At 55.8% G+C, this 25831-nt stretch carries 27 protein-coding genes and 1 other RNA gene; 18 read left to right on the top strand and 10 right to left on the bottom strand.

Translation table 11 applies throughout. The features are described 5' to 3' along the window. Window positions 1–2 precede the first annotated feature (2 nt). Entirely contained in the window at window positions 3–623 is a 621-nt protein-coding gene (locus V6U78_RS04670; RefSeq protein WP_405337801.1) for a glutathione S-transferase family protein, read from the bottom strand. A gap of 25 nt (window positions 624–648) precedes the next feature. After that, window positions 649–1935, bottom strand: coding sequence for a YbfB/YjiJ family MFS transporter (locus V6U78_RS04665; protein WP_405337798.1), 1287 nt, complete (start codon window positions 1933–1935; stop codon window positions 649–651). A gap of 114 nt (window positions 1936–2049) precedes the next feature. Here V6U78_RS04665 and V6U78_RS04660 point away from each other — a divergent pair, with 114 nt between their 5' ends. Next, window positions 2050–2940 (top strand): LysR substrate-binding domain-containing protein, encoded by an 891-nt coding sequence (locus tag V6U78_RS04660; RefSeq protein WP_405337795.1) that lies wholly within the window; start codon window positions 2050–2052, stop codon window positions 2938–2940. Between the two features lie 209 nt (window positions 2941–3149). Here the strand turns inward: V6U78_RS04660 and rpiA are convergent, their stop codons facing one another. Next, window positions 3150–3824 carry a ribose-5-phosphate isomerase RpiA gene (gene rpiA / locus V6U78_RS04655; protein ID WP_405337792.1) on the bottom strand — a complete coding sequence of 225 codons (675 nt, stop codon included), beginning with the start codon at window positions 3822–3824 and terminating at the stop codon, window positions 3150–3152. A gap of 193 nt (window positions 3825–4017) precedes the next feature. On the opposite strand from rpiA, the gene ilvA reads away from it, so the two are divergent. Next, the gene (gene ilvA, locus V6U78_RS04650) at window positions 4018–5532 is read left to right on the top strand and encodes a threonine ammonia-lyase, biosynthetic (protein WP_405337789.1); all 1515 of its coding nucleotides are present in this window, start codon (window positions 4018–4020) and stop codon (window positions 5530–5532) included. A 393-nt stretch (window positions 5533–5925) separates the two neighbouring features. On the opposite strand, the gene V6U78_RS04645 is transcribed toward ilvA, so the two are convergent. The 3 genes from V6U78_RS04645 to V6U78_RS04635 all read right to left on the bottom strand — a co-directional run bounded on the left by V6U78_RS04645 (window position 5926) and on the right by V6U78_RS04635 (window position 7217). Beyond that, the gene (locus V6U78_RS04645; RefSeq protein WP_405337786.1) at window positions 5926–6540 is read right to left on the bottom strand and encodes a 5-formyltetrahydrofolate cyclo-ligase; all 615 of its coding nucleotides are present in this window, start codon (window positions 6538–6540) and stop codon (window positions 5926–5928) included. A gap of 60 nt (window positions 6541–6600) precedes the next feature. After that, window positions 6601–6781: non-coding RNA, 6S RNA (ssrS, locus tag V6U78_RS04640), on the bottom strand. A gap of 118 nt (window positions 6782–6899) precedes the next feature. After that, window positions 6900–7217 carry a cell division protein ZapA gene (locus tag V6U78_RS04635; RefSeq protein WP_405337783.1) on the bottom strand — a complete coding sequence of 106 codons (318 nt, stop codon included), beginning with the start codon at window positions 7215–7217 and terminating at the stop codon, window positions 6900–6902. 101 nt (window positions 7218–7318) lie between these two features. Between V6U78_RS04635 and V6U78_RS04630 the strand changes: the two genes are divergently transcribed. The 4 genes from V6U78_RS04630 (at window position 7319) to V6U78_RS04615 (ending at window position 11966) form a co-directional block, all read left to right on the top strand. Then, window positions 7319–7933, top strand: coding sequence for a UPF0149 family protein (locus V6U78_RS04630; protein WP_405337780.1), 615 nt, complete (start codon window positions 7319–7321; stop codon window positions 7931–7933). Window positions 7934–8046: 113 nt separating this feature from the next. Further along, a complete protein-coding gene (gene pepP, locus V6U78_RS04625) occupies window positions 8047–9399 on the top strand; it encodes a Xaa-Pro aminopeptidase (protein WP_405337777.1) in 1353 nt (450 codons plus the stop codon). 105 nt (window positions 9400–9504) lie between these two features. After that, window positions 9505–10743, top strand: a complete 1239-nt coding sequence (gene ubiH, locus V6U78_RS04620; protein WP_405337774.1) for a 2-octaprenyl-6-methoxyphenyl hydroxylase — start codon at window positions 9505–9507, stop codon at window positions 10741–10743. Then, window positions 10743–11966, top strand: coding sequence for a UbiH/UbiF/VisC/COQ6 family ubiquinone biosynthesis hydroxylase (locus V6U78_RS04615; RefSeq protein WP_405337771.1), 1224 nt, complete (start codon window positions 10743–10745; stop codon window positions 11964–11966). Before ubiH ends, V6U78_RS04615 begins: the two co-directional genes overlap by 1 nt. Window positions 11967–12071: 105 nt before the next feature. On the opposite strand, the gene V6U78_RS04610 is transcribed toward V6U78_RS04615, so the two are convergent. Genes V6U78_RS04610 through gpmI form a run of 3 tightly spaced genes read right to left on the bottom strand, consistent with a single transcriptional unit; the run spans window position 12072 to window position 16244 of the window. Then, window positions 12072–13451 carry a S41 family peptidase gene (locus V6U78_RS04610; RefSeq protein WP_405337768.1) on the bottom strand — a complete coding sequence of 460 codons (1380 nt, stop codon included), beginning with the start codon at window positions 13449–13451 and terminating at the stop codon, window positions 12072–12074. A 50-nt stretch (window positions 13452–13501) separates the two neighbouring features. Continuing rightward, complete coding sequence (locus tag V6U78_RS04605; protein ID WP_405338015.1) at window positions 13502–14656, bottom strand: murein hydrolase activator EnvC family protein; 1155 nt, start codon at window positions 14654–14656, stop codon at window positions 13502–13504. A gap of 34 nt (window positions 14657–14690) precedes the next feature. Beyond that, the gene (gene gpmI, locus V6U78_RS04600) at window positions 14691–16244 is read right to left on the bottom strand and encodes a 2,3-bisphosphoglycerate-independent phosphoglycerate mutase (RefSeq protein WP_405337764.1); all 1554 of its coding nucleotides are present in this window, start codon (window positions 16242–16244) and stop codon (window positions 14691–14693) included. Window positions 16245–16565: 321 nt separating this feature from the next. Here gpmI and V6U78_RS04595 point away from each other — a divergent pair, with 321 nt between their 5' ends. From V6U78_RS04595 to V6U78_RS04550, 10 genes are all read left to right on the top strand, one after another. Next, the gene (locus tag V6U78_RS04595) at window positions 16566–16958 is read left to right on the top strand and encodes a rhodanese-like domain-containing protein (protein ID WP_405337762.1); all 393 of its coding nucleotides are present in this window, start codon (window positions 16566–16568) and stop codon (window positions 16956–16958) included. A 42-nt stretch (window positions 16959–17000) separates the two neighbouring features. Beyond that, window positions 17001–17477, top strand: a complete 477-nt coding sequence (gene secB, locus V6U78_RS04590; RefSeq protein ID WP_405337759.1) for a protein-export chaperone SecB — start codon at window positions 17001–17003, stop codon at window positions 17475–17477. Window positions 17478–17554: 77 nt separating this feature from the next. Beyond that, a complete protein-coding gene (locus V6U78_RS04585) occupies window positions 17555–18280 on the top strand; it encodes a 16S rRNA (uracil(1498)-N(3))-methyltransferase (protein ID WP_405337756.1) in 726 nt (241 codons plus the stop codon). Between the two features lie 10 nt (window positions 18281–18290). Next, a complete protein-coding gene (gene gshB / locus V6U78_RS04580) occupies window positions 18291–19253 on the top strand; it encodes a glutathione synthase (RefSeq protein ID WP_405337753.1) in 963 nt (320 codons plus the stop codon). Between the two features lie 20 nt (window positions 19254–19273). Next, window positions 19274–20131 (top strand): energy transducer TonB, encoded by an 858-nt coding sequence (locus V6U78_RS04575; RefSeq protein ID WP_405337750.1) that lies wholly within the window; start codon window positions 19274–19276, stop codon window positions 20129–20131. Between the two features lie 125 nt (window positions 20132–20256). Further along, window positions 20257–20811, top strand: coding sequence for a YqgE/AlgH family protein (locus tag V6U78_RS04570; protein ID WP_405337747.1), 555 nt, complete (start codon window positions 20257–20259; stop codon window positions 20809–20811). Then, a complete protein-coding gene (gene ruvX, locus V6U78_RS04565; protein ID WP_405337744.1) occupies window positions 20804–21313 on the top strand; it encodes a Holliday junction resolvase RuvX in 510 nt (169 codons plus the stop codon). Before V6U78_RS04570 ends, ruvX begins: the two co-directional genes overlap by 8 nt. 50 nt (window positions 21314–21363) lie before the next feature. Then, on the top strand, window positions 21364–21954 hold the full coding sequence (gene pyrR / locus V6U78_RS04560) for a bifunctional pyr operon transcriptional regulator/uracil phosphoribosyltransferase PyrR (RefSeq protein ID WP_405337741.1): 591 nt from the start codon (window positions 21364–21366) through the stop codon (window positions 21952–21954). A 12-nt stretch (window positions 21955–21966) separates the two neighbouring features. Continuing rightward, window positions 21967–23001 (top strand): aspartate carbamoyltransferase catalytic subunit, encoded by a 1035-nt coding sequence (locus V6U78_RS04555; RefSeq protein WP_405337738.1) that lies wholly within the window; start codon window positions 21967–21969, stop codon window positions 22999–23001. Further along, the gene (locus V6U78_RS04550; RefSeq protein WP_405337735.1) at window positions 22998–24266 is read left to right on the top strand and encodes a dihydroorotase; all 1269 of its coding nucleotides are present in this window, start codon (window positions 22998–23000) and stop codon (window positions 24264–24266) included. Before V6U78_RS04555 ends, V6U78_RS04550 begins: the two co-directional genes overlap by 4 nt. On the opposite strand, the gene V6U78_RS04545 is transcribed toward V6U78_RS04550, so the two are convergent. Then, a complete protein-coding gene (locus tag V6U78_RS04545; RefSeq protein ID WP_405337732.1) occupies window positions 24259–24696 on the bottom strand; it encodes a YqaA family protein in 438 nt (145 codons plus the stop codon). The genes V6U78_RS04550 and V6U78_RS04545 overlap by 8 nt on opposite strands. A 71-nt stretch (window positions 24697–24767) precedes the next feature. Between V6U78_RS04545 and V6U78_RS04540 the strand changes: the two genes are divergently transcribed. Beyond that, window positions 24768–25064, top strand: a complete 297-nt coding sequence (locus V6U78_RS04540; protein ID WP_405337729.1) for a hypothetical protein — start codon at window positions 24768–24770, stop codon at window positions 25062–25064. A gap of 88 nt (window positions 25065–25152) precedes the next feature. After that, complete coding sequence (locus tag V6U78_RS04535; protein ID WP_405337726.1) at window positions 25153–25821, top strand: fumarylacetoacetate hydrolase family protein; 669 nt, start codon at window positions 25153–25155, stop codon at window positions 25819–25821. Window positions 25822–25831: the final 10 nt, after the last annotated feature.

Raw genomic sequence — 25831 nt, 5'->3', positions numbered from 1 at the left:
GACTAGTGAAAGGCGGTGCTGCTCAAGCTGGTTCGTTGCGCCAGTGACTGGTGCCAAGCAGCCAGCTGGGGCGCTTGGGTTGGCCAATCCAACTCTGGGCAGCGAAACGCCAGATAATCCAGGCCGACAAACAGACTGAGCTGACCCGCACTGAGGCTGGATGTCGGTGCGCTCGCGGCCAGTTTACCCTGATCAACCTGCTGCTCTAGCTCTGCTAAGAGGCGTTGCAAGGCCGCCTGCCGCCGTTGATCGAGCAGACTCTTCACCGCCTCTGGATGATACTTTTTATGAATCACCGATTGAAAAGCGGCATCCATCAGCGCTTGCCCTAAACCCAACCAAGCTAAGTCCTGCTCTGAACCTGCGGCAGCAGAGGCCGTGGCCTGTGGATGCTGTTGTAAATACTGTGCAATCAATAGGCTCTCACTGAGGCATTGACCACTCGCGCAGCGCAGGGTCGGAATCTTGGCGGCTGGATTGACGGCCAGCAGAGCTGGATCATTCTGCCACGGATCGACCCAGATCAGCTCGATCTGCTCTTCTAATCCAAGCTCTAAACCCAGCACGCGAACAAAGCGGGCATAGGGCGAGGTGGCGTTCAAAAATAACTGCATGGATGACATGTGAGATTCCTTGTGTGACAGAAGTTTAAGGGGTCGGGGCCGGCTGATGCTGCTGAGATCTTTGCGTGATACTGCTGATGATCAGCAACAGCAGACCAAAGAATAAGCAGCCACTGCCGAGCTGAAACAAGAGGGTGTAATCCTGCGTTGCTTGATAAAGCCCACTTAGTAGATAGCCAGAAGCCGCCTGCGCCAGCGCAAAGGCCGCCGTGGCATAAGCCCAGTACTGGCGATGTTGCAGGCTGCCCATTAGCTCGGCCACGCGACCAGACGTCAGGGCAACCAGCCCCGGCACCCACAAGCCGACCACAAAAGAAGACAGGCTGAGGCTGAGTGGATGACTGGAAAGCAAAGGCAAGGCGATGGCGGTACCCTTGAGCGCAAAGCCCCACATCAAGGCGGAATGAAAGCCGATATTTCTGGCTAGTATTCCGGCGATAAACGGTCCGCACATGGCACCGCAGCCAAAAAGAATCCATTGCAGGCTTGATGCTTGTGTCGAGAAGGCCAGATCGCGCACCAGATAGTCCATCCAGAAGACGGTATGCGGCACAAAACCCAGCGCATCAAAGCTATACGCCACAATCACCAACGCGACGAGCAGCATGACGCCGGTTTTGGGTGCGATAGGCTGCGCGGCGGTTGATGCCGCCGTATGCGGCTGAGGTGCTGTCCTGCGCTGAAGATCCTGTATCAACCAAAAGGCCACTAGGGTGATGGCGGCTTGTAAGCCAGCCAAAGCTTGCCAAGTTAGGCTCAGGCTGGTTTCGACCAGTGCAGGAATCAGCGTCGCAGACAGCAGCGCGCCGACCCCCACGCCAGTAAAGACCAGCGAGCCACCGAGCGCCCGTTGCTCAAAGCGCAGCTGATTCAACACATATCCAGGGGCCAGCACCACCAGCATGGCTCCGGTTGCTCCAGCAATAAAACGCCAGCCTGCAAACCAGGAATAGGGTGAGATCCAGCTCATCCAAGGGGCAGGCCAGTGGGGCTGACTGCTCAGAAGAAAGCTCAGCAGGATCAAGATCAGGCAGGCCTGAATGAGGCGCACCAGGGCGAAGTAGCGTGCAAAAAACAGGCTGAGTACTGCGCCGGTAAAATACCCGGCGAGGTTTGCTGCACCCAGCAAGAAAGCCTGTTCGCTGCTGAACCAGCCTGCCAGAATCAACTGTGGCAGGAGCGGAGTAAAGGAAAAGCGCGCCAGACCGATTCCCGCCAGCGTGGCAATCAGCCCAAGCAGAATCGCCTGACATTCGCTGCGTGTGAGGCCAAGAAAAAGCCTTTCCGTCTGAGGATGAAAAGAAGAAGACATGATGGATTCCTATCACCTTTGCAAGGGGCAAGGTCGTTGCGTTGACTGGTGATTCTAGCTAAGCTTTTGAATCATTAATAATGAATTATTGAGATAAGAGGATCATTAAAAGTGATGCAGCTGAAATCTGTGCAGGCTTTTATCGCCACGGTCGAAACAGGCAGCTTGCAGGCGGCGGCCCAGCAGCTTGCGACAGTCCAATCCAATATGACGGCTCATATTAAAAAACTGGAGCAGGAATTGGGCGTGCAGCTCTTTCAGCGCCAGCCGCGCTTATTGCTGACACCGGCAGGCCAGCAGTTTCTGGGTGCGGCCTATCGTTTGGTGGAGGCCCATCAGCAGGCAAAATACAGCGTGACGGATCAGGCGATAGGCGGTGTGTTGCGTCTGGGCTCGATGGAAACCACGCTGGCGTGCCGCTTGCCACCTCTTCTGCAGCGCTTCCAGCAAGCCTATCCAGAGGTGGATCTGCAATTGAGCAGCGCGCCCTCTGCTCTTTTGATGCAGCAGCTGGCGGAAGGTCAACTGGATGGAGTCTTTGTTGCTGGAGCCCAGCCGCAAGGAGGCTGGAGCCAGCTGCCGGTCTGGCAGGAAGAACTGCAATTGATCAGTGATCACGCCCTGACATCCCTGCCTGATGCAGCACAACTCAGCCAGACGCGCTTTTTTGCTTTTCGTCAGGGATGCACTTATCGTCATCTGATCGATCGCTTTTTTGCCCATCAAGGGGCCTATGCGCCGCGCATTACCGAGCTGGGCAGTATTGATGCCATTTTAGGCTGTGTTGCCGCTGGCTTGGGTTGGGCGCTCTTGCCTCAAGCTGTGCTGACACAACGCCCTTTAGAGGGCATTCATCGTTTGTCTCTGCCCGCCGCACTGGGACAGATGACGACCTACTGGGTCACCCACACCGATGAACAACATTCCCCGCAACTCAGGGCTTGGCAGCAGTTTTTTAGCCAACAGGTGGCGGGACACAAAGAAAGCCACCCCGAAGGCGGCTAGAAAGTCACTGATTCACTAGGAAGCCTCTGATTAACTACTGCGCTTGGTGATGCTGCGTTGAAATTGGCCGCAAAATGCTCATTTACTCCGTGTAAACTCCGCTTTTTCGATCAATTTCGTCTTGCCTGACCTGTGCTCGTGACGTTGATCAGAGGCTCCCTAGATGGGCAAAACCAACGGCGCGGCAGATCAGTGCGCGCGGATAGTTTTTAACGACTATGGATAGTTTCAACACCTTGCGCGGTACCCAGCAGCAGCAGATCAGCAGGACGTTGGGCAAAGATACCATTGCACACTACACCGGTGATTTGATTGATGCGCTGCTCTAAGGCGAGGGGATCATCGAGCATAAAGTTGTAGCAATCGATAATCAGATTTCCATTGTCTGTTTTGACACCTTCACGCCACTGCGGGTCTGCGCCCAGCTTGACCAGCTCACGCCCAACATAGCTGCGCGCCATCGGTAGCACCTCAATCGGCAGAGGGAAGTCACCCAGAACACTCACACGCTTGCTCTCATCCGCAATACAAATGAATTGATCGCTACAGGCTGCGACCAGCTTCTCGCGCGTCAGGGCTGCGCCACCGCCTTTAATCATTTGCAGGCGAGCATTCACCTCATCCGCGCCATCGATATAAAACGGAATTTGGCCAACGCTATTCAAGTCATAGACAGGGATATCATGCGCCCGCAAGCGCTCCGCCGAAGCCTCAGAGCTGGCGACCGCGCCATCAAAATCAAATTTCAGCTCAGCCAAGGCATCAATAAAAAAGTTGGCTGTTGAGCCAGTACCGATACCGATAATCGTGTCTTTATAAAGCTGATCACGGATTACTTCGAGGGCGGCCAAGGCCACCTGCTGCTTAAGTTGATTTTGATTCATGAGCGGATTCCACTGGCTAGAAAAAGAAGACAGCTCAGTATAGCAAAAGCCCGCTTGGGATCAGAGGGAAATCCTGCCGACTTGATGGAGTTGCACTCGAGCGGCTGACTGGACGGCGGCGGCGCAAAACTGTAACAATAGATGGTTCATTGCCCTCCTTGTCTCTGCTCCCTGTGCGAAGGTTGAAATCACCATGCTTGAGCGTTATGTCAAAAAAATCCTGCAAGCGCGTGTCTATGATGTCGCGCTTGAAACCCCGCTGTCTGAAGCGAAGTTTATGTCCAAGCGCCTGAATAACAAGGTGCTGATCAAGCGTGAAGATCTCCAGCCTGTTTACTCCTTCAAGATTCGGGGCGCCTACAACAAGATGGTGCAGCTGAGTCAGGCAGAGCGAGATCGGGGTGTGATCGCCGCTTCAGCTGGCAACCATGCGCAGGGTCTGGCCATGGCGGCCAAGGAGCTGGGTGTTAAGGCGACGATTGTGATGCCCCGCATTACGCCCGATATTAAAGTGCAAGCGGTGAAAGCCCGAGGTGCCAAGGTGATCCTAAAGGGAGATGCTTTTGGCGAGGCGCTGGAGCATGCTTTGCAGCTGGTGGAAGAGCAGGGATATACCTATGTGCCGCCCTACGATGATCCTGATGTGATTGCTGGTCAGGGTACGGTGGGGATGGAGTTGATGCACCAGCATCCTGATCCTATTCACGCTATTTTTGTCCCCGTTGGTGGCGGCGGCTTGATTGCTGGTGTGGCCGCCTATGTGAAGTATCTGCGCCCTGATATCAAAATCATTGGTGTCGAAGCCGAGGATTCAGCTTGCCTCAAGGCGGCTTTAGAGAAGGGCCGGCGTGTGGTATTGGAGCAGGTGGGTATTTTTGCCGAAGGTGTGGCGGTCGCACAAATCGGCAAGGAGCCATTTAAAATCTGCAAAGAATATGTGGATCAGGTGATCACCGTCACCACCGATGAAATCTGCGCGGCGGTGAAGGATATTTTTGAAGACACCCGTGGCGTAGCCGAGCCTTCGGGTGCACTGTCGTTGGCGGGCCTGAAGAAGTATGTCGAGCAGCAAGGGGTGCAGGATAGCACCTTGATCTGCATTAATTCGGGTGCGAATACCAACTTTGATCGTTTACAGCATATTGCCGAGCGCACCGAGTTAGGCGAAAAGCGCGAAGCGATTCTAGCCGTCACGATTCCAGAAGGACCCGGCAGCTTTAAGCAGTTTTGTAAGGTGATCGGTCGCAAGCGTATGGTGACCGAGTTCAACTATCGCTATGCCGATCATCAGCAGGCGCAAATCTATGTCGGTATTCAGGTCAAGCCGGATGGAGGCGATCGCGAAGAACTGATCCAGGCGCTGCGTGAGGCGAATTATCCGGTCGTTGATTTAAGTGATAATGAGCTGGCCAAGCTGCATATCCGCCATCTGGGTGGTGGGCGTTCGTTGATCCCGCTTGGCGAAGAAGTCTACCGATTTGAGTTTCCTGAGCGTCCTGGTGCCTTGCTGAACTTTCTCAACCACTTGGGTCATGATTGGAACATCTCACTCTTTCACTATCGTAACCATGGTGCAGCCTATGGCCGTGTTTTGGTGGGCTTGCAGGTGCCCGAAGGGGATCGTGAGCAGGTCGAGGCCTATTTGAATAAAATCAGCTATCGCTACTGGCGTGAGACAGAAAACCCAGCTTATCAGCTGTTTCTCTAGATCACTTTTGATCAACGTCATGAGCGCAGCAGCACCAAGTGTAAGAGTGAATGAGATGACTGGGTTGGCGTGATCCGTCGTATGGCGGATGGCCCACCCAGTCAGGTGGGCAGCCGGTCTTGTGTATCCGAGTTGATCTTGATCTTATCGGTGCAAAATCCCGATTGCGCTTGGTATAAAAAAAGAATAAATTTGAGTCCGCTCAGAATGAGAGCGAGTCTCACTTTATCAATCCCTATCCATGATCTTGATTAAAGACCCAAGCTAGGCCCGAGCAAGGCCAAAGGAGTGAAATGCAATGAAGAAAAAGCCGGATGGACTCATGTTGCTTGTGATTTTCTTTATGCTGGCCTTATTGGCGACCAGCTATGCACAGAGTGTTTTGCTACCCGGTTAAGAGGTGCTGGCTGTTGTGCCTCTGTCGCTGGGATAAAATCCGCTGGGTGTGATGACACCATCTAAGGGAATGTCCCAGCTCGCCATTGGCAAGCGTGCCACCTGCTGGCAATCATGTGCGACACCGATCAAGCGCGGGCAGTGATAAGCGCGTTGCTGAAAAGCAAAGGTCCGATCATAAAACCCGCCTCCCATGCCTAAACGGCCTCCATGTAGATCAAAACCCACCAAGGGTAAGAGCACCACATCCAGCGTCGCGGCAGGCCGTTGATCACGTCGATCTGTGCTAGGCCAGCGGGGTTCATCGATGCCAAAACGATTTTTCTCTAAGCGGGTGTGCTGGTCATAGCGTAGAAACAGCAGGCGGCCACTGCCCAGCGGGGCGAGACGAGGCAGATAAAAGGTGGCCTGCGGATGACGACAAGCGTGCAAGCTGGGCTCACCATCTTGAGCGAGGTAGATGGCTATATGGCGTGCATAGATAAAAAAAGGCTGTTGGCGCAACTGGCGTGCAATCGCCAGGCTGGCGTGCTGCTGCTGGGTGGCTGTTAATTGGCGCCGTTGCTGGCGTAGCTGAGCGCGTAGCTGGCGGCGTTCAAGAAGATGATCCACTGGCTCCAATCTCAAAGAGGCATCAGATGAAAAGAGGGGCGAGCTAGGAGTGAGGCAATAAAAGACCCCAGAGTGCCGCTGCTGTCGTCGCCCTTGAACCCTGGGGTTCAAGGTGGAGGCTGACGAAAGACCTAAGGCTCCCCACTCAAGGTGGGTTTGCGCACGGGGCAACTCAGACAGCGTCCTGAAAGTACATCATAGGCTCGAGGACTGAGACAACTGGCTAACACTCCAGGGTTGCCACCAGTGTAGCAAATTTTTAGATGGCGAGGGAAGCGTGACAGAAGGATGACGGTTAGATTCGATCAGGTTGATCTTGATCAAGCAAGGTGGAAGCGTACAGCACTTGAATATTTTGATTAGGGGAGTTTTCTGGCTTCAACCAGATGATCAAACTTTTCTAGCGCCTGATCGAGTTGACGATCCAGCCTTTGCAGCTGTGCACTGTTATTCTGCTCGCTTTCATTGCGACCGAGCATTTCGTGGGTGATATTCAGTGCCGCCATAATCGCCAGACGTTCCAAGCTCAACACCTTGCCAGTGCGGCGTATTTCCTGCATCTTCTGGTTTAAGTAGCTGGCTGAGCGCAACAAAGCAGCCTGCTCCTCTTTTGGGCAGGCGATCAGGTATTTTCGATCCAGGATCGTGATTTCAGTGGTATTCTTGTCGCTGCTCATGCACTTGTGGCTCCAACGCCTAAAAAGCAAGTGCTAACTATAGTTCGGGGCCAAGCACGGGTCAATCTTCCAAATGTTTCTGTCATAAGCGAGAAGTTGTTATGCAAGCCACTCCTACTGAAGTTTCCGGCCCGACTTTTGATCAGCTGGCTGATCTTTGTCTGCGTTATGGTTGCTTCCAGTCCCCTTCTTTATTTCATGGTGTGTTGACGGCTCAGCTCTGTGTCGCACAAGCCCCCTTGCGCACCCATTGGGTGGCCTTGCTGAGCCAGCTGCTTGGAACAGAGGTAGCTCAGCTATCCGCACAGGATCAACAGCTGGCGCTGGAATGGCTGGATGCCACCCAAGATCAGCTCGGTAGTAGTCAGCTGGATTTTGAACCGCTGCTGCCGGATGATCTCTATGAGTTGGAAGAACGCTTCACGGCGTTGATCAAGTGGATTCAGGGTTTTACCAAGGCTTTTCAGGCCGCGCAGGTGGAGATGAAGCAGCTGAGCCAGGAAGCCCAAGAAGGTCTTGAAGATCTCCAGCGCATTCTCGCGGCCTCAGGTGAGCAGGTTTTTGATGGCGAAGACAATGAAAGAGACATGATGGAACTGGTCGAATTTGTGCGCCTGCTGGCTTTGATGCTGTTTACTGAGCTGCATCCTGAAGCACCTCAAGTGATGACGCCAACAGGCTCGGCTGCGCCAGGTGGCGAAGGGCGTTTGCACTAAAGCCCTTTGATCAGCGAAGCCATCACCCTGCCCAGTCGTCGATCAGAGACCAGTGACACCAAGTCTGTTCTGCATCTGCCGGCCAGTGCGTTTTTTTGTGAAGGAGAAGAAGAGTGACTGCTCTGCCTATAGCCAGTTTTCAAGCACGTCGTGCTGCGCTTGCTGCACGTTTGCCGTCTTCCAGTTTGGTGCTGGTTCCAGCTGCTGAGCTGGCCGTCAGGAGCCGTGATACTGAGTATCCTTTTCGTCAGGATAGCGATTTTTGGTATCTCACCGGCTTTGCTGAACCAGAAGCCGTGCTGGTGTTGATCAAACCCGTTCAGGGGCCAGTCAAGAGTCATCTTTTTTGTTTGCCGCGTGATCCCGCGCAGGAAATCTGGACGGGTTATCGACTGGGGCCAGAAAGAGCCGTTGCCAGCTTGGGGGTTGATCAGGCAGCCCCTCTGCACGAGCTGGATGCCGCGATGCTGGGCTGGTTGAGCCAAGTCGAGCAGGTCTTTTTGACGCTGAATGATACTGCCCTGACTCAACGTCTTCTGGCATGGCGACAACAAGCCTTGCAACGAGGACGGCGCAATGCGCAGGTGGTGGCGCAGCTGTCTGATCTCCAGCCAGAGCTGGCCGCGCTGCGTCAGATCAAGAGCGAAGAAGAAATCCAATTGATGCGTCGTGCCGCGGCTATCTCTGCAACAGGCCATTTGGCGGCCATGCAGGCTTGTGCGCCTGGCGGTTATGAGTATCAACTCCAGGCTGAGCTGGAATACAGCTTTAAAATGCAAGGTGCGGCGGGCCCTGCCTATGGCAGCATTGTGGGTTCAGGCGCCAACGCTTGTATCTTGCATTATGTTGAGAACAGTGCCCCCTTGCAGGCCGGTGATCTGGTGCTGATTGATGCCGGTGCTGAGTATCAAGGCTATGCTGGCGATATCACGCGCACCTTTCCAGTGAGCGGTCAGTTTAGCGCACCGCAATTGGCCTTATACCGTTTGGTCTTGAAGGCCAACGAACTGGCGATCAGCCTAGTGCGCCCTGGTGCCGATCTGGAAGCCATCCATCAGCGGGTGATTCATTGCCTGACAGAAGGTTTGATCGAGTTGGGTCTGCTGGCTGGGCCATTAGCGCAAGCCATTGAGCAGGAAACCTATAAGGCTTTTTATATGCATGGTACCAGTCACTGGCTGGGGCTGGATGTGCATGATGTTGGTGCCTATCGTCAGCAGGGACAGCCCGTGCCTTTGCAGCCAGGCATGGTGCTGACCATTGAGCCAGGTCTTTATATCGCTCCTGATGCGGCTGAGGTGGAGCCTCAATGGCGCGGCATCGGGATTCGTATTGAAGATGATGTGCTGGTCACTGCAACAGGATGTGAAGTGCTGACCGAGGCGGTTCCCAAAGATCCAGAGGCCATAGAAGCCTTGATGATGACACGGAGCAAGGCCAAAGAGGGTTGCCATCAGGCATGCTAGGCCCTCTCTGATACAGGCTGCTGATGTCTGCCTGTATCGGCTTGTTTCGGACCGAGGTTGACGCCACTTTAGGCGGTGGCAAGCGGCTTCCTAGAGGAGAAATCTGTGCAGAACAAGCTTACTTATGATGTGGTGGTGATCGGGGGTGGGCTGGTCGGTGCCAGTCTGGCGCTGGCCTTGCGCCCCTTGCAGCTGAAGGTCGCGGTATTGGAAGCCCAGCCGCCTGAACCTCAGGCCGAGCAGGACCAGCCACTCGATCGTTCTTGGCAGCCTAGCTTTGATGCGCGCTCCTCGGCGCTCGCTTGGGGGACGCGTCAGATTTACCAGCGGCTGGGTTTGTGGGAGGCCATTGCGCCCCATGCTTACCCGATTCGCCATATCGAGGTTTCAGAGCGCGGCCGCTTGGGTACCAGCCATCTGACCGCCGCAGAGCAGCAGGTCGAGGCGCTGGGTTATGTGGTGCCCAATGCTTGGCTGGGCCAGCACTTATGGCGTGCTTTGCAAGACAGTGATCTGGATCTGTATAGCCCTTGTGAACTGCAGCAACTCCGCTTTCCTTGTGCCGAACAGGCCGAGTTAGAAGCCCAAGGTCCAGAGGGACGCATGACGCTGAGTGCGCGTCTGGTGGTGTTGGCCGATGGTGGCCGCTCAGGTCTGAAACAGCAGCTGGGCATTCAGGACAGCATCCATGATTATCAGCAGACGGCGTTGATTGCCAATCTGCGCCTTTCGCGTCCGCATCAGGGCTGGGCTTATGAGCGCTTTACCCAGCAGGGAGCACTGGCCTTGTTGCCGTTACAGCAGCGCCAGATGGCTTTAGTCTGGACCCACCCCAGAGCAGAAGCCGAGCGCTTGATGCAGCTTGACGATCAAGCCTTGCTGGCTGAGCTGCAACAGGTCACCGGCGCGCGAGCAGGGCGGATTGAGCAGATTGGTGAGCGTTTTGCCTATCCACTGAAAAAAGTGCGTGCCCAAGAACAGGTGCGTCAGCGTTTGGTGGTTCTGGGCAATGCGGCGCATTACCTCCATCCAGTTGCCGGGCAGGGCTATAACCTGGCCATTCGTGGCGTGATGAGTCTGGCAGACCATTTGGCGCGCGCACAACAGCTCGCCAAGGATCAGCAGCAGGACTTTGATCCAGGCAGCTTGCCTGCCTTGCAGGCTTGGGCGGCTGCGCGTGAAGGCGATCAGCGCGAGGTGATCGGTTTTAGTCATGGCCTGATCCAACTCTTTGGCCAGCCACAAGCCTGGATGGCCCACGCCCGTGCGGCGGGCTTGATCGGACTCAATCTTTTTGGCCCAGCAAGACGCTGGCTCGCCAAAAAAGCCATGGGAGCACGCTAATGCAAGATTATGATCTGGTGGTCGTCGGCGGTGGGATGACGGGCTTGGCTCTGGTCGCCGGTCTGGCAGGCAGCCGTAAAAAAATCGCCATTATTGAAACGGCGCTTGAAGCCCCCCAGTGGCAGGATGAGGTGTTTGACCATCGCGTTAGCGCCTTATCAGAAGCCAGTCGTGCGCTGTTGGAGCAGTTAGGCGCTTGGGAGAAGATGCAGGCTCGGCGAGTGAATCCCTATCAAGCCATGCATGTTTGGGATCAGACTGGCACAGGAGAGGTCAGCTTTGCCGCCCATCAGGCTGAGGTGCCCCATCTGGGTTATCTGGTGGAAAATTCGGTGACCCACTTGGGTCTGTTAGAGCAGGTGGAGCAGCAGCAGAATGTCACCTGGTATCGCGGTTATCAACTGACCGCTTTAGAGCCAGGCCCTCAGCCTCGCCTGACATTGGAATCGACGCAGGAAGCGCAGGCCGAGCCACAAGTTTTGCGTGCGGCCTTGGTGGTCGGGGCCGATGGAGCCCATTCGAGTGTGCGCCGCTTGGCTGACTTTGCGACCCGTGAATGGTCTTATCAACACCATGCTCTGGTCACCAGTGTGCGTACGCGCCTGCCGCATCAGGATACCGCTTGGCAGCGTTTTGCACCCTCTGGCCCTTTAGCTTTCTTGCCGCTGAACAAGGATGGGGATCGACATTGGTGTTCGATCGTCTGGTCGACCTCGCCTGAGGAAGCCAAGATTTTGCTTGAACTGGATACAAAGACCTTTCACCAACGCTTAGGCGCGGCTTTTGAGTGGCGTTTAGGCGAGATCGAACATAGCGAAACACGAGCGGTGTTGCCTTTGCGTCAGCGCCATGCCAAGCGTTATGTTCAGCCGGGGGTGGCGCTGATCGGGGATGCCGCGCATACCATTCATCCCTTGGCTGGGCAGGGTGTGAACCTGGGCTTTTTGGATGTGCTGGCACTGACTCAGGTGCTGGTGCAGGCCGAGGCCGCGCAAGAAGCCTGGGGAGATCTGCATGTGCTGGAGCGTTATCAACGCCAACGCCAGCCAGATAACCTGGCCATGATGGCGCTGATGGAAACCTTTAAGCGTCTTTTTGCCACTTCTTCTCTGCCGACTTTGTTGTTGCGTAATCTGGGGATGAAGTGGGTGAACTCTCAGGACTGGATGAAACGTCATTTGGTCGCGCAGGCATTGGGTTATCGTCCCTTCTCGCCCAGCTAGGGGCAACGGCTGGATGCAGTGAGATCAAAAAACGCGCCTTTTTGTCGAGTGATCAAATTCAATGACAAAGGCGCGTTTCTTGTTGATGCCGTGTTGAGCTTGTGCTCAGTGCGAGCGTGAGGGAAGACTGGACGCTTCACTGGCGGGCAAGGCACTGGATGCGCGGAAAATAGCAAGACCTTTCAGCAGGTTCAGCGCCTCATGCAGGGGGTAGTCGCCCTGGGTGGCCCGAGAGGGACGCGGCTGGGCCGAAGCTGGCAGCTGCTGGTTTTCTAAATGGCGTGGCAAATCTGCCTCGCGTGTGCTGCGGCCTTCTTGCAACAGGGTGATCTGCGCTGCCTGCACCTCGATATCCGGTTGGATGCCTTGATTTTGAATCGAGCGCCCGAGCGGGGTGTAATAGAGGGCGGTAGTCATCTTCAAGCCATAGTTGTTGTTCAACGGCAGAATGGTTTGCACTGATCCTTTGCCAAAGCTGGCGCTGCCCATAATCACTGCGCGGCGATGGTCCTGAAGGGCACCAGCGACGATCTCCGAGGCCGAGGCCGAGCCACTGTTGATCAATACGACCAGCGGCACACCCGCTAGACGATCGCCCGCTGAGGCTTCAAAACGCATCTGGGTATCCGGCAGGCGACCTTCGGTATAGACAATTAAGCCACTTTCAAGAAACAGATCGCTGATATCGGCTGCGGCTTGCAAAATGCCGCCAGGATTATTGCGCAGATCAAGAATTAAACCCTGCAAGGGACGTCCCTGATTCGCTTGCTGCAGCGCAGCCAGTGCACGCTCGGCTTCTTGTGCGGTGCGCTGCTGAAACTGGGCGATGCGCAGATAGCCGATATCTTCTTCAAGCAGCTCATGGCGCACGCTGACGATCTGAATCACGGCGCGCGTGAGCGTCACATCAAAAGGCTGAGTGAGCCCAGGGCGTTGAATGGTCAATTGAATCTCAGTGCCCGCAGGGCCGCGCATCATCTCTATCGCTTCATCCAGCGGAAGATTGCGTGCGGCGATGCCATCAATTTGCAGGATGCGATCCTGTGCTTGCAAACCGGCTGCCGCAGCGGGGGTGTCATCAATCGGGCTGACGATCTCTAAATAGCCATCATTCAAGGTAATCTCGATACCCAAGCCACCAAACTCGCCCTGAGTGCTTTCTTGCAGCTGTTGAAAGGCATCTGGGCTCATATAGCTGGAATGCGGATCGAGGCCGTCCAGCATGCCCCGTATGGCATACTCAAGCAGTTCTGCATCAGTGACAGGATGGACATAGGCCTGCTTAATGCGCTCAAAAACCTCCGCAAAGGTGCGTAATTCATCCAGTGGCAGCAGGTAATCGCTGGGCAGGTCGAGGCGGCTCGATGGCTCATCTTGGTGAGGTGTGGCAGCCAGCAACTCAGAAGCCACTGCCGGTGTCAGCAGTAGCGTCAGACTGAGGAGACCAGCTTGGACATGCTGAGAGGTGATCGAGAAGCAAGACATAGAGGTTCCTTTTTGCAACTGAGCTCGAAACCAAACGCGATGCAGTTTGCTTAGCGCCGAGCGATCCAGCTAATGGGATCAACAGGCTGGCCCTGCTGACGGATTTCAAAATAAAGTGCCTGACGTCTTTGGCCGCCAGTTGCGCCCGCTCTGGCAATCACATCGCCGCCATTGACCCAGTCGCCGACCTGGCGCTCCAGAGTCTGGTTATGACCGTAGAGGCTGAGATAGCCATCGCCATGATCAATGATCATCAAAAAGCCAAAGCCGCGCATCCAATCAGAAAAAACCACCCGCCCACCATGAATGGCTTTGACTTCTGCACCTTCGTTAGCTTGTATCAGCAAGCCGCGTTGCACAATGCGGTTATCCTGCTGCCGACTGCCAAAGGCGCTCAGAATCCGGCCCTCTAAGGGCCAAGGCAGCTGGCCGCGCATCTGGCGAAAAGGTTGCGCATCGCGTGGTGGTGGTAGGCGCACGATGGCCTCCGCAACGGCTTCGAGCAGCTCTTCGAGTCGGCGCTGATCGGCTTGCATCTGCTCCAGTTCGCTGCCACGCAAGGCAATATCCTGGCTGAGCTGTTCCACCAGTGACTGGCGCTGTTGCTGCTCGCTGAGCAGTTCGCTGCGGCGGGCTTGCAGAGATTGACGCACGCCTTCAAGGCTCTGGCTACGCGAGACGATTTCACTGCGCACTTGATCTAGCTGGCGGCCGAGCGCGAGGTAGTCTTCAATTCGCTGGGTGCGCTCGCGGTTGATATAGTCATAGTAGCGCAGCAGGCGCGCCACGCGATCCGGCTCCTGCTGGTTGAGCAGCACCTTTAGGTACTCCTGTCGTCCCATCGCATAGGCGGCGCGAATCTGTTGACGCAAATAGGTGGCCTGTTGGTCCATCTGCAAGCGTAGCTCCTGCTGCTCGACGCGCAGTTGGCGCAGCCGGGTTTGCAGCTGCTCTGCTTCTTGGGTGTTGGCTTGAATGCGCGTGACCAATTGACTGATCTGACTTTCAGTCTGGCGCAAGGCATTTTGTAGTTGCGATTGTTCGCCGCGGGCTTCTTGCAACCAACTTTGTAGTTGCTGGATATCGGTGCGCAATTGGCGCAACTGGGCTTCTGTCGCTTGCTCATTGGCCCAGCCGCTGGCTTGCACCAGCAGCATCAGCAAACAGAGCAGGCCGAGGCCAATTTTACGCTTCACAGAGGCCATCACTCAGTCGCAACCCTCCTTGGTAGTGGAAAGACTAGCCGATCAGGCTCTGTCCGGTCATTTCAGCTGGTTGCGGCAGATCCATTAAACGCAGCAGAGTGGGGGCGATATCACACAGGCGGCCGCCGGTTTTCAAGCGGTGCTGTTGATCCCCAGCCTGCGGCGTGATGTAAATCAGCGGCACAGGAAAGGTGGTGTGGGCTGTTTGCGCCTGCCCGGTGTGAGGATCCAGCATCTGCTCTGCATTGCCATGATCGGCAGTAATCAATCCTTGGCCGCCGACCTGTTGCAGGGCTTTGACGACACGACCAACGCAGGTATCGAGCGTTTCGATTGCCTTGACCGCGGCCTGAAAATCACCCGTATGACCAACCATATCGCCATTGGCATAGTTGCAGACAATCAGATCATATTCGCCCGATAAGATGGCCGCGACCAGCTTGTCGGTCACTTCTGGCGCGCTCATCTCTGGCTGCAAATCATAGGTTCTGACCTGAGGTGAGGGAATCAACTCGCGCGTTTCACCTTCATAGGGGGTTTCACGCCCACCTGAGAAGAAGAAGGTAACATGCGCATATTTTTCGGTTTCGGCGATACGCAACTGAGTTTTGCCCAGTGAAGCCAGATATTCGCCCAGGGTGTTGGTCAGTGCCTCAGGTGGAAAGGCCGATGGCGCAGGAATATCGGCGGCATATTCGGTCAGCATCACAAAATGGCTGAGCTGCACCTGACGCTGGCGTGCAAAACCAGCAAAGTCGGCTTCTACAAAGCAGCGGGTGATTTCACGGGCGCGATCAGCACGGAAGTTCATAAAGATCAACGCATCGCCATCTTCTAGCTGGGCGATCTGGCCTTGTTGATCGAGCAGAGCCGTGGGGGCGACAAACTCATCATTCTCATCTCGCGCATAGGCAGCTTGCAGACCAGCCAAACCTGATTCAGCTTGATATTCGGCAGCATGGCCAGTCAGCAGGTTGTAGGCCTTTTCAACGCGATCCCAGCGGTTGTCTCGATCCATCGCGTAATAGCGTCCTATCAGGCTGGCCACGCGTCCGACACCCAGTTCTGCAAAGACGGCATCGGCGGCTTCGAGTGAGGCGGCGGCGCTGCGCGGTGGCATATCTCGCCCATCAAGAAAGGCGTGTAAATAGATTTTCTGGGCACCACGGGCGGCCGCGAGGCGGGCAGCGGCAAAGAGGTGTTCTTCATGGCTGTGTACACCACCAGGAGATAGCAGCCCCATCAGATGCACCGCACGCCCAGCGGCTATGGCGCTATCCATGGCGTTGAGCAGCACTGGATTGGCGGCAAAGCTGCCATCTTGAATGGACTGAGTAATGCGGGTGAAATCCTGGTAGACAATGCGGCCAGCACCGAGATTCATATGGCCCACTTCGGAATTACCCATCTGGCCCTCAGGCAGTCCAACAGCCAGGCCATCGGTCAGGATTTCGCTGGTGGGCTGTTCTTGCATCAGTCGATCCATGACGGGGGTGGCGGCGTGATAAATCGCGTTATTCTCTGGTGAAGGATTGTTGCCATAACCATCCAGAATAATGAGCGCTGTAGGAATGCGTTGGCCAGTCATGGTGTTGATCTCACTCCGAATCAAGGTAGGTGGTGAACAGAAGGTGATGGATAAAACCAGAAATATAGGGCCAACATAATAGCCTTAGCGGCTCTAAATCGCTATCCCAAGCCAAGGTTGATCTTGTGTTGAATAGGCCGTTTTGTGTTGCATCAGGTTGGACCTGCGCGCCAGACTGGGGTGAATCAACGCCTTGTGACAGGTGTGTCGAGCTTGAGTCTGGTGTATCCTTGGCCTCTCTTTTTGACGTGCTCTGGCTGCACGCCTTCTGACAACCCGCTACAGAGAAATAAGATGTTTGAGCAGATCATTGAATTTTCTATGAATCATCCCCTGCTGGTCGGCGCTTTTGTGATCCTGCTGGTTCTTGTCATCATCAATGAAGCGAAAAGCTCAGCGCAGGGCGTGACAGCGCGTGAAGCCATTCGCTTACTCAATAAAGATGAAGCCATCGTGCTGGATATTCGCGACCGTAAGGATTTTGCGGCTGGCCATATTACTGGCTCTCTCCATATTCCAATGACCAATTTGGATAAGCGCATTGATGAGCTGAAAAAGCATGAGTCGAAGACCATCATTGTGGTGTGCAAAATGGGGAATACCGCTGCTGCGGCTGTGGCCAAGCTGAATAAAGCTGGCTATGCCCAGGCAGTGAAACTGAAAGGCGGTATGATGCAGTGGCAAACAGAAGCCCTGCCGCTGGTTAAAAAGTAAATCATCATCACTGCGATCAAATAAGAAAAGAAGGAACCCAAAATGAGCGATCAACAAGCCGCTGCCCAACAGGATGCACCTAAGCCCGTTTTTGCGATGCAGCGTATTTATCTGAGTGATGCTTCTTTTGAAGCCCCCAATAGCCCAGATGCCTTCCTGATGAAAGAGCAGCCCCGGGTGAACGTGGATCTGGGAACGCGCCATCGTCAGGTCAATGAAATTATTTATGAAGTCACAGTCAAAATCACCGTGACCGTCACCACTGGCGAGAAAACAGCCTATTTGGCTGAAGTGCAGCAAAGCGGTGCTTTCCATATCGAAGGCATTGAAGGTGAGGCTTTAGAGCACACGCTGGGTGCCTTCTGTCCTTCGAGCCTCTTCCCTTATGCGCGTGAGGCGATCGACAACCTGATCGTGAAGGGTGGCTTCCCGCCGCTGATGTTGGCACCGTTTAACTTTGATGCTTTGTTTGCAGAAAAGAAAAAGCGTGAAGCGCAGCAGGGTGCGACCACCCAGTAGTGCTTCTCTGGCTGAGGCGGCCTAGTCTGCTGCCTTGGCCTGTCTCTCCTCCCCTCTTGCCAAGTTATAGACCCACCATGCGACGTTTCTATTCTACGCAGCCCTTGCAGCCTCAAACGGATATCCAGCTTGAAGGTCAGGTGGCGCGCCATATGCTCCAAGTGTTGAGAATGCAGCCAGGTGAAACCTGCGTGCTGTTTGATGGTCAATCCAGCTATCCAGCCGAGCTGCTGGGTGGACGTAAGGATCAGGCGCAGTTGCGCCTCGGTGCGGCCCTGCCTGTTTTGCCACCCTCGCCAGTGCAGACTCATTTGGGGCAGGCGATCTCCAAGGGCGATAAGATGGATTGGGTGGTGCAAAAAGCCGTTGAGCTGGGTGTCACGGCCATCACACCGCTTTATACTCAGCAGGGGGATGTGCGTCTTAAGCCAGATCGTGAGCTGAAAAAATGGCAGCAGTGGCAGCAGATCGCGCTCAGTGCTTGTGAGCAGTGTGGCCGCGATGATCTGCCAGTGATCCACCCACCCCAGAAGCTTGCAGATTGGCTGGTGGCGCGTGAAGAAGCGCTGAAGCTGGTTCTGCATCCACATTTAACTCCGGCTGGCCTACCCGCTCAGCCAGCTCCGGCTTCTGTGGCGCTGCTGATTGGCCCTGAAGGTGGATTGACCGAGCAGGAAGTGACACAGGCACAGAGCGCTGGCTGGTCTGGATTACGCCTTGGCCCGCGCATCTTGCGCACAGAAACAGCCCCCGTTGCCGCCTTAGCGCTAGTGCAACACCTGTGGGGCGACTGGACCAACTAGGACGCGATAGATGACAGCAATCAGAACGCTTGGGGTCGTGATGGACCCGATTCAGCAGATCAATTACAAGAAGGACACCACGCTGGCCTTACTACTGGCCGCGCAAAAGCGAGGTTGGCAGCTGAAGTATCTAGAGATTGATGATCTCTATTTAGACCAGGGTCGGCCTTGGGGGCGGATGCGTGATCTGCAAGTAATGGCCGATGAGCAGCAGTGGTTTCGTCTCGGCGAGCCTGTCACTGCACCGCTGGCCGAGCTGGATATTCTGCTGATGCGCCAGGATCCACCTTTTGATCGTGCCTTTCTCACCTCGACCTGGCTGCTGGAAGCGGCAGAAAAAGAGGGCGTGCTGGTCGCCAATCGGCCGCAGAGTCTGCGCGATTGTAACGAAAAGCTCTTTGCGCAGCAGTTTCCCCAGTGCTGTCCGCCGACGCTGGTCACCAGTCAGTTGGATCTGATTCGTGCTTTTCATGCTGAGCATCAAGATGTGATTTTGAAGCCTCTCGATGGGATGGGCGGTATGGGCGTGTTTCGTATTGCGGCCGATGGCATGAACCTGAGTGCCGTGGTTGAACAGCTCACCGAACAAGGCCGCTACCCGATTATGGCGCAGCGCTATCTGCCGGAAATCACAGAGGGCGATACGCGGATTCTGGTCATCAATGGTGAGCCAGTGCCCTTTGGTCTGGCGCGGATTCCGATGGCGGGTGAAACCCGTGGCAATCTGGCGGCAGGAGGCCGAGGCGTCGCACGGCCGCTGACTGAGCGTGATTACTGGCTGGTGGCTCAGGTGGCCCCCACGCTGAAAGCCAAGGGACTCTACTTTGTGGGTCTGGATGTGATCGGTGATTATCTCACTGAAATCAACGTGACCAGTCCAACCTGCGTGCGCGAGCTGGATGCCCAGTGTGGTTTGGATATTGCCAGCCAGCTGATGGATTGTCTCGAAGCTGAGTTGCTGCAACGCCAGTGATCTGGAGGTCGTGGGCCCTGATGCGTCAGCAGAGGCCGCTCTTGCTGGCGCTCACTCTAGCGCTGAGTCTGCATGGGCTCTTCTTGGCGCAACGGCCGAGTCCAGTGCCAGAGCCACCCTCTATCCTGCGTTGGATGGAGGTCTCGACTCAGGTCGAGCTGGTCAGCTGGTCCACGCCTGCCTTGCCTGAAGAACCACCAGCCACACCGCCAGAAGCTGAGGCCCCTACCGAGCCAGCCATCTCTGAACAGCCTCTGCCTGAAGAAGTGGAGGTGCCAGAACCGGCCGCAGCCGAGCCGATGCCTGCCCCTCCTCCTGAGGTATCAGCACCGACTTCCTCAGCGGAGCCGATCTCGCCCCCAGTGAGCGAGCCGCCTATCGATCCCTCTGCTGCTACCCCAGCACTGCCCCCATCTGACCCGCCGCTGCCTGAGACATCAAGCCGACGTTTGGCCGAGCGGAGCCTCGCCATGGCGCAGCTGGAAGCCCAATGGCAGGTGCAGCAACAGCAATGGGTGGAGCGTCCTCGTATCCGGCGGGTGACTTCAGCAACGCAGCTTGATCCTGAACTGGCTTTTTATCTGCAGCAGTGGGAAGCGCGTGTCGAGCGCATCGGCAATCAAAACTACCCAGAAGAGGCGCGACGCCAGAACCTAGGAGGCCAGCTGCGCCTGCTGGTGTCTATCTATGCCGATGGCCGTATTCGTGAGGCTCAGTTGCTCAGCTCCTCAGGTCATGCTGAGCTGGATGAAGCGGCCATCCGTATTTTGAATCTGGCGGCCCCCTTTGCGCCCTTACCTGAAAGCCTGCGCGCTGAAACCGAGGTGCTGGAAATCATCCGCACTTGGCAGTTTGGCGATGGTTGGCGCGCTCGCTGACCCGCTGTTGTGCAGTGCGCGAAAGATCAGTGCTGGCATCTCACTTGAGTCGCCGCAGACAAAGCTTTCCATTTGGGTTGAATTTCGCCAGAATTAGCTCTATTTCGGAGCAAAAAGAGTCGCCTGTGAATACATTAAGGGATCATTTTCTTCTTTCTATGCCGCAGTTGGATGATCCGCATTTTGCGGACAGCTTGACTTATCTCTGTGAGCATGGAGAACAGGGCGCGCTGGGTTTGATCGTCAATCAGCCTTTGGAGCTGACCCTGGGTGAGCTGCTCGACCAGATGGATCTGCCAAGCTGCTATGGGCGTCATGCCCACGCCCCGATTTATCGCGGCGGCCCTGTGCATCAAGAGCGCGGTTTTGTGCTGCACACAGGTGCGGCCCAGTGGAAATCGAGTCTGGCCGTCACACCTCTGATCAGCCTCACCACTTCGGTCGATATTCTTGAAGCCTTGGCCGAAGGTGAAGGCCCATCCCAGTTTTTAATCGCCTTAGGTTGCGCTGGTTGGCAGCCTAACCAGCTTGAGCAAGAGTTGATCGACAACACTTGGTTGACCTGCCCTGCTTGGCCTGAAGTGCTCTTTGATCTACCGCCAGCGCAGAGGCGCAAGGCGGCGGCGCAGAGCCTAGGGGTGAATCTGGATTTGCTCACTGGGCAGGCTGGCCATGCTTGAGGCCAAGACACCGCGCCGTATTATGGCCTTTGATTTTGGCACCAAGCGCCACGGCATCGCGCTGGGCAATGAACTGACGGCCAGCGTGACGCCCTTGACGGCCCTGCCGGCGCAGGATGGTATTCCGGCTTGGCAGCTGCTTGATCAACTGGTGGCAGAATGGCAGCCAGATTGCTTTGTGATGGGGTTGCCGCTCGAAGAAGATGGACGTGATACGCCGCTGAGCCTGCGTGCGCGTAAAATGGCCAAGCGTCTTTTTGGTCGCTATGGTCAGGCCTGTTTTAGTATTGATGAACGAGGCACCACGCGTGCCGCTAAGGCGATCGTGCGTGAGCAGGGCCACAAGGGCAATTATCGTGAAGATCCGGTGGATAGTCTGGCCGCAGCACTGCTGCTAGAAGCCTGGTTGCAGCTCGATCCTGAGGCTGCACAGCAGAGCCTGATTGCTGGTCCTCAGTATCATGCTGCCCCGCCTGCACCCTCCCCAGCCTCTGATCGTTAACTGATAGTTTGCCTGGAATGGATCGACAGGCAGCAAGAGAGAAAACCCGCATGTCTGTATCTGACAAACCTGTATCTGACAAAACTGTATCTGACAAACCTGTATCAAGTGCTTCTGCATCCCCGCTGACGACCGCCCATCTTCCTGATGTGGCCCTGCTGCTGGATCGCCTTGCGCAGCAGCTTTTGGCTTGGGCCGAAGAGCGGCAGCTGAGCGCCCCACATCTGGTGGGTATCCATACTGGTGGTGCCTGGGTGGCAGAAGCGCTGAAAGCTCGGTTACCTGCAAGCTGGTCTTTGGGTGTGCTGGATATCTCTTTTTATCGTGATGACTATACCCAGCAAGGCCTGACACCGGCGGTCAAACCCTCCGTATTGCCGCTGACCACCGAAGGTCAGCATCTGATTCTGGTCGATGATGTGCTGATGACAGGGCGCACGATTCGGGCGGCGATGAACGAGCTGTTCGATTTTGGTCGCCCTGCCTCGATTAGCTTGGCGGCGTTGGTGTCCTTACCAGGGCGCGAGCTGCCGATCCAGCCGGATTGCTGCGCGCTACATTTAGAGCTGGCGCCTGATCAAAGGATCAAGCTCTCTGGTCCCTCGCCCCTTGAACTGAACCTTGTCAGCTATCCACGCTAAGGAGACTCCTGCATGAGCCGAGCGCATCCCCGTGATGTCCAGTTGACCAGTGATGGCCGCCTCAAACACTTTCTCAGTATTCATGGCTTGCCCAAGAGCCTGCTGACAGAAATTCTCGATACTGCGGAATCCTTCGTTAATATGGGTGAGCAGTCGGTCAAAAAAGTCCCGCTGTTGCGCGGTAAAACGATTGTGAATCTGTTTTTTGAAAACTCCACCCGAACCCGAGCGACCTTTGAGCTGGCAGCCAAACGCTTGTCTGCTGACGTACTGAATTTGGATATCAAAACCTCATCGACCTCCAAAGGCGAAACGCTGATGGATACACTGCAAAATATCGAAGCCATGTATGCCGATATGTTTGTGGTGCGCCATATTGATTCAGGGGCGGCGCATTTTATTGCCAGCCAGATCACCCCCAAAGTAGCGATTATCAATGCCGGTGATGGTCGTCATGCTCACCCCACGCAAGCCATGCTGGATATGCTGACCATTCGCCGCCATAAAGGGGAGTTTGAAGGGCTCAAGGTGGCGATTGTTGGCGATATCCTGCATTCACGCGTGGCCCGCTCGCAGATCCGCGCGCTCAAGACACTGGGTGCGGCTGAAGTGCGTTTGATTGCTCCCAATACTCTGCTGCCTGTCGGTGTTGAAGAGATGGGGGCGCGTGTTTATACGCGTATGGAGCAAGGGCTGCGCGATGTGGATGTGGTCATTATGCTGCGCCTGCAAAAAGAGCGTATGAGCGGTGCGCTGCTGCCCTCAGAATCGGAGTTCTATCGTTTGTATGGCCTCACACAAGAGAAGCTGGCCTATGCCCATCCAGAAGCCATCGTGATGCACCCAGGGCCGATTAATCGCGGTGTCGAGATAGAGTCTGCGGTGGCGGATGGCCCGCGCTCAGTGATTTTGCAGCAGGTCAGCTATGGTCTGGCTACCCGTATGGCGGTGATGAGTATGGCGATGAGTGGTCAGATGCAAGAAAGAGCACAACTCCAAGAAGAAGGGCTCACGACAGTGAATAGCGATAAGGGAGAGCCAGCATGAAGTTGACCATTCAAGGCGCACGAGTCATTGATCCCGCAGCTGGTTTGGATCAGGTGCAGGATGTGCATTTGCATCATGGCCAGCTGATGGCCATCGGTGCCGCGCCCAGTGATTTTCATGCGGATGAAACGCTGGTTGCTGATGGCTGGCTTGCGACGCCGGGCTGGATCGATCTCAGCTGCCATCTGCGTGATCCTGGCCCCAGCTATAAGGGGAATCTAAAGAGCGAAACCCTGGCGGCCTTGGCGGGTGGTTTTACGCAGGTGTGTGCACGGCCAGATACTCAGCCACCCTTGGATTCTCCAGCCTTGGTGCAAGCCCTGCGTGAGAAGGCGCAGCAGGCCGCGCAAGCGCAGGTTTGGCCAGTCGGTGGCTTGACGCAAGGGCTAGAAGGTCAGCTGCTCAGCAATATGGCCGCGCTTCAAGCTGCTGGTTGTGTCGCGGTCACCAATATGCGTCAACCCGTGCAAGATTTTTTGGTGATGCGCCGTTGTCTGGAATATGCGGCAACCTTTGATCTGCCGGTGATTCTCTATCCTGAAGAGCCGAGCCTAGTGGCAGGTGGTTGTGCGCATGAGGGAGCAATGGCCTCTCAGCTGGGTTTACAGGGTATTCCTGAGACAGCCGAAACCCTCGCCGTGGCTCAGTGGTTGCTGCTGATTGAACAGGCAGGTGTGCGTGCGCATTTCAGCCATCTTTCTACTGCACGCAGTGTTGAGCTATTGGCCGCCGCGCAAGCTAAAGGCCTGCCCGTATCCGCTGATGTGGCCCTGACGCACCTTGTTTATACCGATAGTGCGCTGGAGGACTTTGATAGCCACTTCCACCTGCAGCCGCCGCTGCGCCGTGAAGAAGATCGTCGAGCGCTGATGGCGGGCGTGCAGGCAGGGGTGATCAGTGCGATCTCTTCTGGGCATTTACCGCATGAACGCGCTGCCAAGATGGCCCCTTTTGCGGCTTCAGAGCCAGGGCAAAGCACGCTTGAGGTCTGCCTGCCACTGCTTCTGGAACGGGTTGCGGCGCAAGAACTGAGCCTACCAACACTGATCGAGCGGATGACGCTTGGCCCCGCTTTGGCGCTGGGCTTGCCGATGCCGCGTCTTCAGGCCCATCAGGATTTAATTTTGATTGATCCTGAGGAAGTGTGGACACCGGCCACGAGTTCTTGGCAGTCTGCTGGGCGGAATACGCCAGTCTGGCAGCAGCCTTTAAAGGGTCGAGTGAAGCAGGTTTGGGCCCAAGGGCATCGCCATATTTTTAGCTAGCCGTTGTGCACGCCAGCCCTGCCAGCCAAATCACCAAGGCATAGCGCAGGGCTTTGCCACAACCGACCAGCAGTAAAAAAGGCAGCCAGTGAACACGCAGCACCCCCGCAACCAGCGTCAGGGGGTCGCCGACAACAGGCAGCCAGGCAAAAAGCAGGCTGCCCTGCCCCCAGCGTTGAAACCATGCCTCTGCCTTTAACCTCTGTGCTGGTGAGACAGGGAACCAACGTCGCTGCTCAAATCTGAGCAGATAGCGCCCCATCGCCCAGTTGACCCAAGAACCGAGGGTATTGCCGAGCGTGGCGGCCAGCCAAAGCCAGAATAAAGGGGCGCCAAGGCAGACTTGGGCCACGACCAGCGCTTCAGAGCCGCCAGGCAAGAGAGTGGCGGATAACAGGCTGATCACAAAAACGCTGCCGAGGCTGATCATCGTGGTGGCTCAGTGCACAAGTGGAGCATGCTTGCTAAGATCTCTGTTCATGGATTTATCAGGAGATGGATGTGAAAAAAATAGGCTTAGTCATTCCTTGGGTGCTGCTACTCGCGGCTTGCGGTGTTGAAGAAACGCCAGTGCAGGAGCCAGTGATCAGCATCGAAGAATGGCGCACGGCGATACAGAATAATGATACGAGTTATGAGGCACGAGCAGAAGACTGCTATGCCGCTTTTAGCGAACAAGCGAGCCTGTCCACCGATTTGCACGCCCTGGCCGAAATGGGCGAGGTCTTCAGTCCGAGCTGCCGCCATCTGATTGATGCTTTCAGGCTGGAACTCAATTTAATGAGTGATCATCAATAACATCACCGCTACGAGCGCTGAAAGCAGACGCCGTTTGATCTGCAACAAGCGCTCGTCGCGCCGAAGTGACTGAATTCGAGGAAAGAGAATGTCCTTACCGAATGCGCTGCTGCCTACTGAAATGTGGTGTGGCCAACCTGCGCCGAGCAAGCTGGTGTGTGTCGGGCGCAACTATGCTGCTCATGCTGCTGAGCTGAATAACCCTGTGCCTGAATCTCCCCTGCTATTTATCAAGCCCTCCACCAGTCTGGCCGATTTGCGCCAGCCCTTGGTGCTGCCTCACGAACTCGGTGAGGTGCACTATGAGGCAGAATTGGTGGTGCAGCTAGGTCAGCGCCTGACCCGCGCCGATCAAGCCACAGCGGCTGCGGCAATCAGTGGCATGGGTTTGGCCTTGGATTTAACTCTGCGTGATGTGCAAACACAGCTCAAGCAACAGGGTCAGCCTTGGGAAAAAGCCAAGGCCTGGGATGGTGCCTGCCCAGTCACACCGCTGCTGGCCTGTCCGGCTGAGCAAGATTGGAGCCAGCTGGAGTTTGCACTGTGGATCAACGGTGAACGTAAGCAGCATGGCAAGAGCGCAGAGATGATCTACACTGTGCCTGAGCTTTTAAGTGAGATCAGCCACTACTTCACCTTGTTGCCTGGCGATCTTGTTTTGACGGGTACGCCTGCTGGCGTGGGTCGCTTGTCTTCGGGTGATCAGCTTCGTCTGACCTTGGGCAGCCAGCTCTCACTGGAGACCTGCGTGGGTTAAACCGGTTGCC

It is taken from the genome of Marinospirillum alkalitolerans, assembly GCF_045055655.1.
Classification (GTDB): domain Bacteria; phylum Pseudomonadota; class Gammaproteobacteria; order Pseudomonadales; family Halomonadaceae; genus Marinospirillum; species Marinospirillum alkalitolerans.
The sequence above is the reverse complement of the archived record's forward strand: the minus strand, read 5'-3'. Positions and strand labels throughout refer to the sequence as shown.

What these genes read in the sequence shown, in the direction of transcription:
- V6U78_RS04670 (WP_405337801.1), bottom strand. Translation starts at nt 623, where the DNA reads ATGTCATCCATGCAGTTATTTTTGAACGCCACCTCGCCCTATGCCCGC.
- V6U78_RS04665 (WP_405337798.1), bottom strand. Translation starts at nt 1,935, where the DNA reads ATGTCTTCTTCTTTTCATCCTCAGACGGAAAGGCTTTTTCTTGGCCTC.
- V6U78_RS04660 (WP_405337795.1), top strand. Translation starts at nt 2,050, where the DNA reads ATGCAGCTGAAATCTGTGCAGGCTTTTATCGCCACGGTCGAAACAGGC.
- rpiA (WP_405337792.1), bottom strand. Translation starts at nt 3,824, where the DNA reads ATGAATCAAAATCAACTTAAGCAGCAGGTGGCCTTGGCCGCCCTCGAA.
- ilvA (WP_405337789.1), top strand. Translation starts at nt 4,018, where the DNA reads ATGCTTGAGCGTTATGTCAAAAAAATCCTGCAAGCGCGTGTCTATGAT.
- V6U78_RS04635 (WP_405337783.1), bottom strand. Translation starts at nt 7,217, where the DNA reads ATGAGCAGCGACAAGAATACCACTGAAATCACGATCCTGGATCGAAAA.
- V6U78_RS04630 (WP_405337780.1), top strand. Translation starts at nt 7,319, where the DNA reads ATGCAAGCCACTCCTACTGAAGTTTCCGGCCCGACTTTTGATCAGCTG.
- V6U78_RS04615 (WP_405337771.1), top strand. Translation starts at nt 10,743, where the DNA reads ATGCAAGATTATGATCTGGTGGTCGTCGGCGGTGGGATGACGGGCTTG.
- V6U78_RS04610 (WP_405337768.1), bottom strand. Translation starts at nt 13,451, where the DNA reads ATGTCTTGCTTCTCGATCACCTCTCAGCATGTCCAAGCTGGTCTCCTC.
- V6U78_RS04605 (WP_405338015.1), bottom strand. Translation starts at nt 14,656, where the DNA reads ATGGCCTCTGTGAAGCGTAAAATTGGCCTCGGCCTGCTCTGTTTGCTG.
- gpmI (WP_405337764.1), bottom strand. Translation starts at nt 16,244, where the DNA reads ATGACTGGCCAACGCATTCCTACAGCGCTCATTATTCTGGATGGTTAT.
- V6U78_RS04595 (WP_405337762.1), top strand. Translation starts at nt 16,566, where the DNA reads ATGAATCATCCCCTGCTGGTCGGCGCTTTTGTGATCCTGCTGGTTCTT.
- secB (WP_405337759.1), top strand. Translation starts at nt 17,001, where the DNA reads ATGAGCGATCAACAAGCCGCTGCCCAACAGGATGCACCTAAGCCCGTT.
- V6U78_RS04585 (WP_405337756.1), top strand. Translation starts at nt 17,555, where the DNA reads ATGCGACGTTTCTATTCTACGCAGCCCTTGCAGCCTCAAACGGATATC.
- gshB (WP_405337753.1), top strand. Translation starts at nt 18,291, where the DNA reads ATGACAGCAATCAGAACGCTTGGGGTCGTGATGGACCCGATTCAGCAG.
- V6U78_RS04575 (WP_405337750.1), top strand. Translation starts at nt 19,274, where the DNA reads ATGCGTCAGCAGAGGCCGCTCTTGCTGGCGCTCACTCTAGCGCTGAGT.
- ruvX (WP_405337744.1), top strand. Translation starts at nt 20,804, where the DNA reads ATGCTTGAGGCCAAGACACCGCGCCGTATTATGGCCTTTGATTTTGGC.
- pyrR (WP_405337741.1), top strand. Translation starts at nt 21,364, where the DNA reads ATGTCTGTATCTGACAAACCTGTATCTGACAAAACTGTATCTGACAAA.
- V6U78_RS04555 (WP_405337738.1), top strand. Translation starts at nt 21,967, where the DNA reads ATGAGCCGAGCGCATCCCCGTGATGTCCAGTTGACCAGTGATGGCCGC.
- V6U78_RS04550 (WP_405337735.1), top strand. Translation starts at nt 22,998, where the DNA reads ATGAAGTTGACCATTCAAGGCGCACGAGTCATTGATCCCGCAGCTGGT.
- V6U78_RS04545 (WP_405337732.1), bottom strand. Translation starts at nt 24,696, where the DNA reads ATGATCAGCCTCGGCAGCGTTTTTGTGATCAGCCTGTTATCCGCCACT.
- V6U78_RS04535 (WP_405337726.1), top strand. Translation starts at nt 25,153, where the DNA reads ATGTCCTTACCGAATGCGCTGCTGCCTACTGAAATGTGGTGTGGCCAA.